Genomic DNA, 11,367 nt, shown 5'->3' with positions numbered 1-11,367 from the left:
AACCCGCACCTCTCGCCCCTCACGCTCGTCGACTTCTGGCGCGTCGCCGGGGTCGATGACGTGTGGACCCCCGGCGAGCCCGTCGGCGCCGAGACCGGTCTGCCGCTGCCGACCGCTGCCGGCGACACGAAGACGTACACGGCGTCGGTGCTCGCCTATCGCCCGCAGTACAACCCCGAGCGCAGGCTCTGGTACGTCGACGTCGCGCTCAACCCGGGCGCCGTGTCGTGGCCGTTCCTGCGGCTCGCCGTGGCGCGGTATCAGCCCGAGAGCGTCCCCGGCCTGGAGCTCTCGAGCCCCGTGTCGACGGACTACGTGCAGGTTCCGCCCGAGCGCACAGCCCTGGTGAGCCGGCTCGACGAGCACGAGGTGCGCGTCGTGGTGAGCGGTCCCGTGCCGGTGCGGCATGGACCGGCGCACGACCCGGTCGCCGCCGACCTCGCATCGATCGAGCTGGGCAGGCTCGTCGTCGCGCGACTGCAGAAGGCAGACCCCGGGATGCCGGGCGACCTGGGGTGGATCACCGTCGACACGCGCAGGCTCGTCGTGGCGAACTACCAGCCGGCGGAGCACCTCATCGCATGGGGCACGACCCTCGGTTCGGACGACGAGGAGATCCCGCTGCGACGGCCGGGGCCCGAGGCATCCGGCTGGCGGGTCACGGTCGAGGAATGGGAGAGGTTCCCCGGCGATCCCCTCGCCGACTCCCCGGTCGGCACGGCCGCACCGCCTCCCGTGTGGGAGCAGCGACTCGTGTTCGCGGACGAGATCTACCTCTGACCGGCACCGCGCTCACGGGATGAGGGCGCCCGCGAGCAGGCCGAGCACCGAAGCGCCGATGCTCGCGACGAGCATGCCGCCTGCGTGCGCGATCGCCGCGAGCCAGCGCCCCTTGCGCAGCAGACCGAGCGCCTCGACCGACGCCGTGCTGAAGGTGGAGTAGCCGCCGAGGAGCCCGACCCCGAGGATCGACCGCACGTCGTCCGCTCCGAAGTGCGCCGACGCGGACGCCGTCACGAGACCCAGCGCGAAGCACGCCGTCGCGTTGACGACGATCGTCCCGAGCGGCACCGACGTGCGATTCACACGCCCCACACCGGTGTCGACGAGGAACCGCAGCGCCCCGCCCAGACCGCCCGCGAGCGCCGTCAGCACGAGGATCATGCGGCGCCCTCCCCCTCTGGTTCACGACGACCGAAGACGGATGCCGCGACCCCCGCGCCGATCGCCGCGGCGACGACGCCCAGCACGACGCTCGCGAGCGTGTACACGAGCGCCATCGACACGGCGCCCGCGGTCGCGAGCCGGTCGATCTCGACGACGAACGTGCTGTAGGTCGTGAAGCCCCCGACCACGCCCGTGCCCACGCCGAGGCGCAGCATCCGCCGTCTCCCGGTATCGGGACCGCGCAGCGCCAGTGCCTCGATGAGCGCGCCCAGCGCGAGGCCCCCGAGGATGTTGATCGCGAACGTCGCCCACGGCCACTCCCCCGGCGCGTGCGGGAACACGAGCTCGATCGAGGCCCGGAGGAGCGTGCCGACCGTCGCGCCGACGGCGACGAGAAGAGCCAGACCGACGAAGCGCACAGCACCACTCTGCCGCATCACACGCGTGAGACGACGGTAGGCGAATCGCGGACGAGCGCCTACATTTGGCTCAGGACGGTCGCCCGTGCCGTCGAGAAAGAGTCGCGCGATGCCCTTCCGAAGCAAGGAGACCCTCGAGGAGTGGCTGGGCGAGTTCCGCTCGCTGGGGTACACGATCGCCGGCTCGGTCAAGGTCATGCAGCAGGACGGCGAGGACGGGGCGAACACCGGCCTCGTCGGGATGCAGCTCGCGAACGCGTCGACGTCGATCTACGTGCACCCCGACGCTCCGTACTCCCCGCGATGGGTGGTCACGATGGAGCCGCGCGACGAGTCGATCAGTCTGGACGCGGCGGCGGTGATGGAGCTGTCGAACGAGCTCCAGGTCCTGTCCGCGCTCTGCACGTTCCTCCAGGCGAAGTCGGCCTCGTTCGTCGGCACCGACGCGCCCTGAAGCATCGGCTCGAGTCCGCGGGACTCAGGCGACCCGACTGCCGTTCGTCGACGCGGTCCACGACTCGAGCAGCTCCGCGAAGCGCGCCGCCTCCTCTTCGTCGCCGGCCGAGACGACGTCGTCGAACGCGGTGTCGAACCGCGTCAGGCCCGCCCAGGGCTCCTCGGCGAGGTCTACGGTCACGCTGATGCGGTTCACGCGCCGATCGTGGGGGTCGAGGTCGCGACGCACGATGCCCCGTTCGACGAGACGGTCGATGAGCGCGGTGACTCCCGGCGACGTGATCCCGAGGTGATCGCGGAGTTGCGACGGACGGATGCCGGGATTCGCCGCGATGTGCAGGAGCGCCTTCGCGTCGCCCTCGCCGATGCCCAGCTCGCGGCGCGCGCGCGAGAGCGCGTCGGAACGCGCCTGCACGTAGGCGAGCAGGGCCGCGCGCACCTTCGATCGGCTCGTTCGTCCGGTTGTCACGGATAACTCCTCGGCTTGGTATCTCGATCAGTGTAGCGGTTGAAGTTAATTCAGTGAAGATTTAGCTCATTTACCTAGATGAGTGAAATACCTGCTAGTGTGAGAGGTCCTGGACGAGTTCGACGCACACGGCGTCGCCCCATCGCATTCAGGCCGATCAAGGAGTGAACATGGGGCACCTGTACTACGGCAGCACGAGCGAGCCGATCGAGATTCCCGACAGTCTTCTGGCCCACCTCAAGGTGGTCATCACGACCAAGCTGCGCCGCGGCGAGAGCTTCACCCTCGCATGGCGCCACGAGGGCACCGGCCAGCCCGGCCGATCCGCCATCTGGCTGCAGCCCTCCATCCCGCTGCGCTTCGTGTTCGATACGCCCGACCCCGAGCAGCTTCGAGCTTCGGCCCTGCAGGACTTCGTCAACCAGGCCAACTCCTCTGGGGGACTCAACGTCGACGTCGACTCGTGGGTCGAGGAGGCGGGACTGGTCCGCATCTCCTGATCCCGCGCGGATCCATGAGGATTTCGCCGATTCGGCCCCTCATGTCCTCCGGGCGACCTAATCTCTGGTCATGACGTCGCCTTCCGCGATCACCACGACCGGACAGCTGCGCGAGTCAGGGCACACGTTCCGCCCGTTGCGCGAGGAGCTGCGCGAGAACCTGCTCGCCGCGCTCGCCGAGGGGCGGGATCCGTGGCCGGGCATCCACGGCTTCGACGCGACGGTCATCCCGCAGCTCGAACGCGCGATCCTCGCCGGGCACGACATCGTGCTCCTCGGCGAACGCGGTCAGGGCAAGACGCGCCTGTTGCGCAGCCTCGTGGGGCTCCTGGACGAGTGGTCGCCCGTCATCGAGGGCTCGGAGCTCGGCGAGCATCCGTTCCACCCCATCACACCCGTCTCGATCCGCCGGGCCGCCGAGCTCGGCGATGACCTGCCGGTCGCCTGGAAGCATCGCTCGGAGCGCTACGCGGAGAAGCTCGCGACTCCTGACACGTCCGTCGCCGACCTGATCGGCGACATCGATCCGATCAAGGTCGCCGAAGGGCGATCGCTCGGCGATCCCGAGACGATCCACTACGGCCTCGTGCCGCGCAGCCACCGCGGCATCGTCGCGATCAACGAGCTGCCCGACCTCGCCGAGCGCATCCAGGTGTCGCTGCTGAACGTCATGGAGGAGCGCGACATCCAGATCCGCGGGTACCTCCTGCGCCTCGACCTCGACGTGCTCGTCGTCGCGACGGCGAACCCCGAGGACTACACGAACCGCGGACGCATCATCACGCCGCTGCAGGACCGCTTCGGCGCCGAGATCCGCACGCACTACCCGCTCACGATCGCCGAGGAGATCGCGGTCATCCGGCAGGAGGCCGACCTCGTCGCCGAGGTGCCCGAGTACCTGCTCGAGGTGCTTGCCCGCTTCACGCGCAACCTGCGCGAATCCGAGGCCGTCGACCAGCGTGCCGGTGTTTCGGCGCGCTTCGCGATCGCCGGCGCCGAGACGATCGCCGCGGCCGCGCTGCACCGCGCGACCCGGCAACGCGAAGAGGTCGCGGTCGCGCGCCCGGTCGACCTCGAGACCGCGGTCGACGTGCTCGGCGGCAAGATCGAGTTCGAGACCGGTGAGGAGGGTCGCGAGCACGCGATCCTCGAGCATCTTCTGCGCACCGCGATCGCCGACACCGCCCGCTCGTACTTCCGCGGTCTCGACTCGACCGTGCTCGTCGAGGCGCTGCGCGAGGGCGTCACAGTCATGACCGGTGAGCAGGTCTCGGCGGCGGACGTGCTCGCAGCGATGCCCGTGCTCGGCGAATCCGACCTGTACGACGAAGCCGCGCGACGCCTCGGTGCGAACACCCCGAGCGAACGCGCCGGCGCGATGGAGCTGCTGCTCGAGTCGCTCTACCTCGAGCGTCGCATCGGCAAGGACACCGTCGCAGGAGAGACCGTGTATGGATGACCGGATGCCGCGCACCGCGCCCCTCGGAAGGCTCCGCTGATGGTGCGGAGCTTCCACCGCGTGCCCGCGCACACCGCGCGCTACGGGCGCTATACGGGTGGCGATCCGCTCGCCCCGCCGGTGCGCGTGCGGGAGGCGCTGGAGGCGATCGGCCAAGACGTCATGTCGGGCACATCGGTCGAGCGCGCGGTGCGCGAGTACCTGCGACGCGGAAGCCGCGACCAGCAGGGGCTCGACGACCTCGCGCGGCGCGTGCGCGAGCGGCGCGCCGAGCTCGTGCGCAGGCACCGGCTCGACGGCACACTCGACGAGGTCCGCGAGCTGCTGGACCGCGCGGTGCTCGAGGAGCGCAAGCACCTCGTGAAGGACGTGGATCTCGATGACGAGGTGCGGGCGTTCTCCGAGATGAGACTCGAGAACCTGCCCGCGAGCACGGCGGCGGCCGTGACCGAGCTCGCCGATTACGAGTGGCAGAGCCCGAGCGCCCGGGCGGACTACGACCGCATCCGCGATCTTCTCGGCCGTGAGCTGCTGGACCAGCGGTTCGCCGGGCTCAAGAACGCGCTGGAGAACGCGACGGATGCCGACCGGCAGGCGATCCGCGACATGCTCAACGACCTCAACGACCTGCTCGAGAAGCGGCGTCTCGGCGAGGACACGCAGGAGGACTTCGACGAGTTCATGCGCAAACACGGGGACCGGTTCCCGGAGCATCCGAAGAACCTCGACGAACTGCTCGACGCGCTCGCCGAGCGTTCGGCGGCGGCGCAGCGCATGCTCAACTCGATGACGCCGGAGCAGCGTGAGGAACTGATCGACCTCTCGCAGCAGGCGTTCGGCTCACCCGACCTCATGCGCTCGCTCGCGCGCCTCGACGACAACCTGCGCTCCCTGCGGCCGAGTGAGGACTGGACGGGCTCGGCGTCGTTCTCGGGCGAGGAGCCCGTCGGGCTCGGGGAGGCGACGGGCCTCATGCGGGACCTGTCGGACCTCGACTCGCTCACCGATCAGCTCTCGCAGGCGTACCCCGGCGCGCGTATGGACGACATCGACCTCGACGCGCTCGAGCGCCTCATCGGCGAGGACGCGGCGGTCGATGCCCGCACGCTCCGCGACCTCGAGCAGGAGCTGAGAGACACCGGCATGGTGCAGCGCGCGTCGGACGGGTCGCTCCGGCTCACGCCGCGCGCGATGCGCCAGCTCGGGCGCGCGCTGCTGCGCGATGTCGCGACGCGCAGCACCGGCCGCACGGGACGCCGCGAGACCCGGCACGCGGGAGCGGCCGGCGACCGCACGGGGGCGACACGCGAGTGGGCGTTCGGCGACACCGAGCCGTGGGACATCCCCCGCACGATATCGAACGCGGTGCTGCGGACCGTGGCCGACGGCGGCGACCCGTCGGGCGGAGTCCGGCTCGACACGAGCGACGTCGAGGTCGTCGAGACCGAGCAGCGCACACAGGCGGCGGTCGCGCTGCTCGTCGACACGTCGTTCTCCATGGCGATGGACGGCCGCTGGGTGCCGATGAAGCGCACCGCGCTCGCGCTCCACCACCTCATCTCGACGCGGTTCCGCGGCGACACGCTCCAGCTCATCTCGTTCGCGCGATACGCGGAGGTCATCGACATCGAGCAGCTGACCGCGAAGGACGCGGTATGGGACAAGGGCACGAACCTGCACCATGCCCTGATGCTCGCCGGGCGCCATTTCCGCAAGCATCCGATCGCGCAGCCGGTCCTGCTCATCGTGACGGACGGCGAGCCGACCTCTCACCTCGACCAGGACGGGAACACGCACTTCGCCTACCCGCCGTCGGCCCGCACGGTCGCCGCGACCGTCCGTGAGCTCGACACGGTGCAGCGCCTCGGCGCGCAGACGACGTTCTTCCGTCTCGGCGACGATCCCGGTCTGGCACGCTTCATCGACGCGCTCGCGCGGCGCGCGGGTGGGCAGGTGGTCGCGCCCGAGCTCGACGACCTCGGTCGGGCGGTCGTCGACAGTTACCTCGGCTCACGGCACACCGGCCGAGGCACGCCGGAGGAGTTCGGCGACATGCTGCGCGGCCGCTCGTGGTGGTGGTGACCGCGGCCGGTTAGGGGCGGTGGGAGGCCGATCGCTCGTTCCCGCGCTTGTAGTTGCCGGTGACCCGCGCCATCACGAGCTGAGGATCGACGCGCTCCACGTCGTCGAGGAACTTCGCGGCAACCGACCTCCGCAGCGTCGTCGCGAGACGGCCGCGGTGGCGGATCTCGACGGTGTCGCCGCGCACCGTGTACTCGAAGCCCTCCGGTCCACCGCCCATGGTTCGAGGGTATGCCAGACGGAATCCGCGCGACCGCGCTAGTGTGCGTGACAGGAGCGAACATGGGCGCAGCAATCGGAGAGATCCTTCCCCTCGCACTCGGCGTCGCGATCAGCCCCATCCCGATCATCGCCGCGATCCTCATGCTGCTCTCGCCGAGGGCGCGCGTGACGAGTGTCGGCTTCCTGCTGGGCTGGGTCCTCGGCATCGTGGTCGCCGTCACCGTCTTCACGCTCCTGTCGTCGATTCTCCCGGAGCAGGGCTCGGATGCCTCGAACCCGGCGCAGGGAACGATCCAGCTCATCCTGGGCGCCCTCCTCCTGCTTCTCGCGGTCGGGCAATGGCGCAAGAGGCCGCGGCGGGGCGTGGAGCCGGCGATGCCGAAGTGGATGCAGGCGATCGACAAGATGACGTTCCCCGTCGCCTTCGGGCTCGGATTCGTGCTGTCCGCGGTGAACCCGAAGAACCTCCTGATGGGCGCGGGCGCCGGCGTCGACATCGGCTCGGCCGGCCTCGCCGTCGGCGAGATCGTCCTCGTGATCGCGGTGTTCACCGTGATCGCCGCCTCGACCGTGCTCGTGCCTGTGGTCGGGTACCTCGTCGCAGCGTCGAAGCTGCGCGACCCCCTCGATGCCCTTCGCGGCTGGCTCGAGAAGGAGAACGCGGTCATCATGGCCGTCCTGCTGCTCGTCATCGGCGTGAGCCTCATCGGCAAGGGCATCGCCGGCTTCTGACGATCGCTCGCACGCGGGCGCGGCACATCCGCTGATTCCGCGCGCTCGCGCGCGCCGTGACCACCCGGAATAGATGCTCTTGCCGGTGTGTTCTGCATGCAATATATTGCCCGCAGGTGAGGCTAGCTCGCCGGACCAGCCCGCTTGTTCACCATCACCCCACCAAACCGGAAGAGAGAAGAACAATGAGCAACGACCAGGGCATCAAGAACGTCGTACTGGTTCACGGCGCTTTCGCCGACGGCTCCGGATGGCGTCGCGTCTACGACAACCTCACCGGCCGCGGCTACCGGGTCTCGATCGTCCAGAACCCGCTCACCTCGCTCGAGGACGACATCGCAGCGACCCAGCGCGTGCTCGACCTGCAGGACGGCCCGACCATCCTCGTCGGCCACTCGTGGGGCGGTACGGTCATCACCGAGGCCGGCACGCACCCCAAGGTCGCCGGCCTCGTCTACGTTTCGGCGCTCGCGCCCGACGAGGGCCAGACGACTGCGCAGCAGTACGAGGGCTTCGCCCCGACGCCGAACTTCCCGATCCACACCGTCGAGGACGGCTTCGGGTTCCTCAACGTGGAGAAGTTCAAGATCGGCTTCGCCGCCGACCTGAGCGATGCGGATGCCGCGTTCCTTCGCGACTCGCAGGTGCCGATCGACATGTCGGTGTTCGCCACGCCCGTGAAGGCTGCCGCGTGGCGGACGAAGCCGAGTTGGGCGATCATCGCCGGCGAGGACCAGTCGTTCGACCAGGCGATGCTGCTGCACATGGCGAACCGCGCCGGCGCCGAGATCACGGTGGTGCCCGGCGCGAGCCACGCGCTCTACATCTCGCACTCCGACGAGGTCGCCGATGTGATCGTCAAGGCCGCGGAGCACGCCCTCGTCGGCGTCGGCTGACGCACCGCCTCACGCCCAGTGCACGGCTTCTCGCCGAACGCACGCCCTGCCGACGGGAGTTGCCCGTTCACTCGACGGGAAGTCGTGCACTCGCGGCTGGGCCCGGCGGGCAGGGGCTCAATCGGAGCCGGGGTCGCCCACCGGAAGACTGTGCCACGTGTGGAACGCGAGCCGGGAGGCGCCCTCTGCATCGCCGGCCGCGCACAGGTCGATGAGCTGGGCGTGACGTTCCGCGGACGCGAATCGATCGATCGACAGGAAGCGGAGCGTCTCCGCTCGGCGGACCACGGGCGTGTACTGCTCCAGCACGGAGACGATCGCCGGGTTCTCGGCTGCGACGACGAGCACATCGTGGAAGGCGTCATCCGCCGCCAGGGCGGCCTCCGCGTCTTCCGCCTCGATGGCCGTGGTGAAGCGGTCGTTCGCATCGCGCATCGCCTGAAGCTGCTCCTCCGTGAGCCGCGGCACGCCGAGCCTGGCGGCGAGCGCTTGCATCGCTGCCACGACGTCGCGCGCGTTGCGCACGGACTCCTCGTCCACCACGGCGACGGTGGTGGAGCGGCCCGGTCGGGCGACGACCAGCCCGCTCTCGCTCAGACGCAGGAGCGCTTCGCGCACCGGGGTCCGGCTGACTCCGAGCCACTGGGCGAGCTCGCCGTCGCGAAGGCTCTCCCCCGGCGCAAGCGTGCCGTCGACGATCGCGTCGCGCAGCTGGCGGTACACGTCGTCCCGCAGCAGCGTGCGGCCTTTCATCGGAGAGGACGAAGGGATCGGCATGCAATGTATTGCATGCCGATCCCGTGCGCTCGTCAAGCCGCCACGCCCGGACCTGCTCTCACAGCGTGGGACCATCGGTGCCCGCGCATCCGGGCCGACGTAATATATTGCGTACTGCACGCAGCCTAGAGACGAGGCGACCATGCCGCTGGCCGACTTCCCCCGCTATCCGCTCACATTCGGGCCGAGTCCCGTCCACCCTCTCCGACGCCTCAGCGAGCACCTCGGCGGCGCGCAGATCTGGGCGAAGCGCGAGGACGTCAACTCCGGACTGGCGTTCGGCGGCAACAAGACCCGCAAGCTCGAGTACATCGTCCCGGACGTGCTCGCCCACGGGGCGGACACGCTCGTCTCGATCGGCGGGTATCAGTCGAACCACACCCGGCAGGTGGCGGCGGTCGCGGCGCACTTGGGACTTTCGGCGGTGCTCGTGCAGGAGAGATGGGTCGACTGGCCCGACAGCGTCAACGACCGGGTCGGCAACATCCTGCTGAGCCGCATCATGGGGGCCGACGTGCGACTCGACTCCGCCGGTTTCGGGATCGGGTTCAAGGAGTCGTGGAAGCAGGCGATCGCGAGCGTCGAGGAGCGCGGCGGCAAGCCGTACGCGATCCCGGCCGGCGCCTCCGACCATCCGCTGGGCGGGCTCGGCTTCGCGAACTGGGCCTACGAGGTGCAGAAGCAGGAGCAGGACCTCGGGGTGTTCTTCGACCACATCATCGTGTGCTCCGTCACGGGCTCCACCCACGCGGGCATGATCGCGGGGTTCGCTGCGCTCGCGGATGCGGGCGGCCGCCCACGCCGAGTGATCGGAATCGACGCGAGCGCCAAGATCGACGAGACGCGCAACCAGGTCACGCGCATCGCGCGGGCCACCGCGGCGCTGATCGGCGTCGACCGGCCGCTGCGCGACGACGAGATCGTGCTCCGCGCCGAGTGGGCCGGCGACCGCTACGGCATCCCCGTCGAGTCGACGATCGACGCCATCCGACTCACGGGCCGACTCGAGGGGGTGATCCTCGACCCCGTGTACGAGGGGAAGTCGATGGCGGGGCTCATCGAGCTCGTCACGAACGGCGAGATCCCGCGCGACAGCACCGTGCTCTTCGCGCACCTCGGCGGACAGCCCGCGCTCAACGCGTACAGCGCGCTGTTCACGCACGCGTGACCGGAGGCGCGGCCGGCGTCAGTCGTGCAGGTCGGGGTGCGCAGCGATGTCGACCCCGTGGTTGTCGGGCGACGCGAGCGACCACCACAGCGGCGCGCGCGAGTCGTCCACGAGCCGGCCCCCGGCGGCGAGCGCAGCGGCGACTCGCGCTTGCGCCTGATCGGCGGGCACGTACACGTCGAAGTGCGTGCGGCCCCTGCCCGGGACATCGCCGGAGATCGGGTTGAAAGCGAGCTGCGGTCCGCAGCGCAGCGGGTCGACGGCATCCGTGTCGCCGAAGTCCTCGTATCCCAGCGCGGCGACGAAGAACGGCCGGGCGTCGGTCTGCGAATGCTGGGCGACGTAGATGCCCACCGACTGAACCCGCGAGGGATCGGCCGTCAGCCCCAGTTCGGCGGCAGCCGCCGAGACCGCCGCCGCGAACTTCGGTGCCGCCGCAGGGAGGCCTTCGGGATCGCGGTACGGCACGCGCACCACGACCCCCTCGGGGCGGAGGTCGACGTCGGCGAGGATGCTGAACCGCTCCGCGGCGTCGACGATCGCGGGGACCAGTCGCGCGGCATCCGCCAAGGAGCTCGCCCTGTACATGACCTGCGGGCCGGTTCCTGTGCCGCGCCAGTCCGACACCTCTGGTGCCGTGTGGAACTCGGCCGCCGTGATCAGTCCGGACCGGCTCGCTGACTCGCCCATGGGAGCTCCTTCGCTCGATGCCGCCCGACCCTACTCGGGGGCGCCGACACGCGTCAGCCCGCGAGCCCCGGCCAGATGTGCGGCATCGCCGTGAGGATCTGCTCGACGCAGATCGAGAGCAGGATGAGACCGAACAGCTTCTGGAAGATCTCCATGCCCGCAGGGCCCAGCGCCTTCGCGAGGTACGGGGCGAAGAAGAAGATGACGGCGGTCGCGATCGCCGAGACCGCGATGATGAGGATGCCCCACAGGTAGTCCACGAGGCCCGGGTTGTCTTTGCCGAACGCGATGACGAGCGCGATCGCGCCCGGACCCGCGACGACCGGCATG

The 11,367-nt window shown here is 69.9% G+C and carries 15 protein-coding genes; 8 read left to right on the top strand and 7 right to left on the bottom strand.

Features of this window, described 5'->3' with window-relative positions; translation table 11 throughout:
* Positions 1–780, top strand: a 780-nt coding sequence (locus VFF97_RS01265; protein WP_325031681.1) for a hypothetical protein, incomplete at its 5' end; no start/stop codon positions are given.
* 12 nt (positions 781–792) lie between these two features.
* Here the strand turns inward: VFF97_RS01265 and VFF97_RS01260 are convergent.
* Both VFF97_RS01260 and VFF97_RS01255 read right to left on the bottom strand, forming a co-directional pair.
* The gene (locus VFF97_RS01260; RefSeq protein ID WP_325031680.1) at positions 793–1,164 is read right to left on the bottom strand and encodes a CrcB family protein; all 372 of its coding nucleotides are present in this window, start codon (positions 1,162–1,164) and stop codon (positions 793–795) included.
* Positions 1,161–1,586: a CrcB family protein gene (locus VFF97_RS01255; protein ID WP_325031679.1), complete on the bottom strand. Its 426-nt coding sequence runs from the start codon at positions 1,584–1,586 to the stop codon at positions 1,161–1,163. The genes VFF97_RS01260 and VFF97_RS01255 overlap by 4 nt, the downstream gene beginning before the upstream one ends.
* A gap of 109 nt (positions 1,587–1,695) precedes the next feature.
* Between VFF97_RS01255 and VFF97_RS01250 the strand changes: the two genes are divergently transcribed.
* On the top strand, positions 1,696–2,040 hold the full coding sequence (locus tag VFF97_RS01250) for a hypothetical protein (protein ID WP_325031678.1): 345 nt from the start codon (positions 1,696–1,698) through the stop codon (positions 2,038–2,040).
* 24 nt (positions 2,041–2,064) lie between these two features.
* Here VFF97_RS01250 and VFF97_RS01245 read toward each other — a convergent pair whose 3' ends face one another.
* Entirely contained in the window at positions 2,065–2,511 is a 447-nt protein-coding gene (locus VFF97_RS01245; RefSeq protein WP_325031677.1) for a MarR family winged helix-turn-helix transcriptional regulator, read from the bottom strand.
* Positions 2,512–2,681: 170 nt separating this feature from the next.
* Here VFF97_RS01245 and VFF97_RS01240 point away from each other — a divergent pair, with 170 nt between their 5' ends.
* The 3 genes from VFF97_RS01240 (at position 2,682) to VFF97_RS01230 (ending at position 6,552) form a co-directional block, all read left to right on the top strand.
* On the top strand, positions 2,682–3,011 hold the full coding sequence (locus VFF97_RS01240) for a hypothetical protein (protein WP_325031676.1): 330 nt from the start codon (positions 2,682–2,684) through the stop codon (positions 3,009–3,011).
* A 70-nt stretch (positions 3,012–3,081) separates the two neighbouring features.
* Entirely contained in the window at positions 3,082–4,470 is a 1,389-nt protein-coding gene (locus tag VFF97_RS01235; protein ID WP_325031675.1) for a sigma 54-interacting transcriptional regulator, read from the top strand.
* A gap of 39 nt (positions 4,471–4,509) precedes the next feature.
* Complete coding sequence (locus VFF97_RS01230) at positions 4,510–6,552, top strand: VWA domain-containing protein (protein WP_325031674.1); 2,043 nt, start codon at positions 4,510–4,512, stop codon at positions 6,550–6,552.
* A 10-nt stretch (positions 6,553–6,562) separates the two neighbouring features.
* Here the strand turns inward: VFF97_RS01230 and VFF97_RS01225 are convergent, their stop codons facing one another.
* The gene (locus VFF97_RS01225) at positions 6,563–6,772 is read right to left on the bottom strand and encodes a hypothetical protein (protein ID WP_325031673.1); all 210 of its coding nucleotides are present in this window, start codon (positions 6,770–6,772) and stop codon (positions 6,563–6,565) included.
* Between the two features lie 62 nt (positions 6,773–6,834).
* Here VFF97_RS01225 and VFF97_RS01220 point away from each other — a divergent pair, with 62 nt between their 5' ends.
* Both VFF97_RS01220 and VFF97_RS01215 read left to right on the top strand, forming a co-directional pair.
* Entirely contained in the window at positions 6,835–7,506 is a 672-nt protein-coding gene (locus VFF97_RS01220) for a GAP family protein (protein WP_325031672.1), read from the top strand.
* A 185-nt stretch (positions 7,507–7,691) separates the two neighbouring features.
* Positions 7,692–8,402, top strand: a complete 711-nt coding sequence (locus VFF97_RS01215; RefSeq protein WP_325031671.1) for an alpha/beta hydrolase — start codon at positions 7,692–7,694, stop codon at positions 8,400–8,402.
* A gap of 117 nt (positions 8,403–8,519) precedes the next feature.
* Here the strand turns inward: VFF97_RS01215 and VFF97_RS01210 are convergent, their stop codons facing one another.
* Entirely contained in the window at positions 8,520–9,179 is a 660-nt protein-coding gene (locus tag VFF97_RS01210) for a GntR family transcriptional regulator (RefSeq protein WP_325031670.1), read from the bottom strand.
* A gap of 142 nt (positions 9,180–9,321) precedes the next feature.
* Between VFF97_RS01210 and VFF97_RS01205 the strand changes: the two genes are divergently transcribed.
* Complete coding sequence (locus VFF97_RS01205) at positions 9,322–10,347, top strand: 1-aminocyclopropane-1-carboxylate deaminase (RefSeq protein ID WP_325031669.1); 1,026 nt, start codon at positions 9,322–9,324, stop codon at positions 10,345–10,347.
* A gap of 18 nt (positions 10,348–10,365) precedes the next feature.
* Here the strand turns inward: VFF97_RS01205 and VFF97_RS01200 are convergent, their stop codons facing one another.
* Together VFF97_RS01200 and VFF97_RS01195 are read right to left on the bottom strand one after the other, a co-directional pair.
* Positions 10,366–11,037 (bottom strand): VOC family protein, encoded by a 672-nt coding sequence (locus VFF97_RS01200; RefSeq protein WP_325031668.1) that lies wholly within the window; start codon positions 11,035–11,037, stop codon positions 10,366–10,368.
* A gap of 53 nt (positions 11,038–11,090) precedes the next feature.
* Positions 11,091–11,367: MarC family protein (locus tag VFF97_RS01195; RefSeq protein WP_325031667.1), on the bottom strand; the 277-nt coding region annotated here is incomplete at its 5' end.

This window comes from Microbacterium sp. (genome assembly GCF_035687345.1).
Lineage (GTDB): Bacteria > Actinomycetota > Actinomycetes > Actinomycetales > Microbacteriaceae > Microbacterium.
Note: the sequence above shows the minus strand (reverse complement) of the source record. Positions and strands in the feature narration are given on the sequence as shown.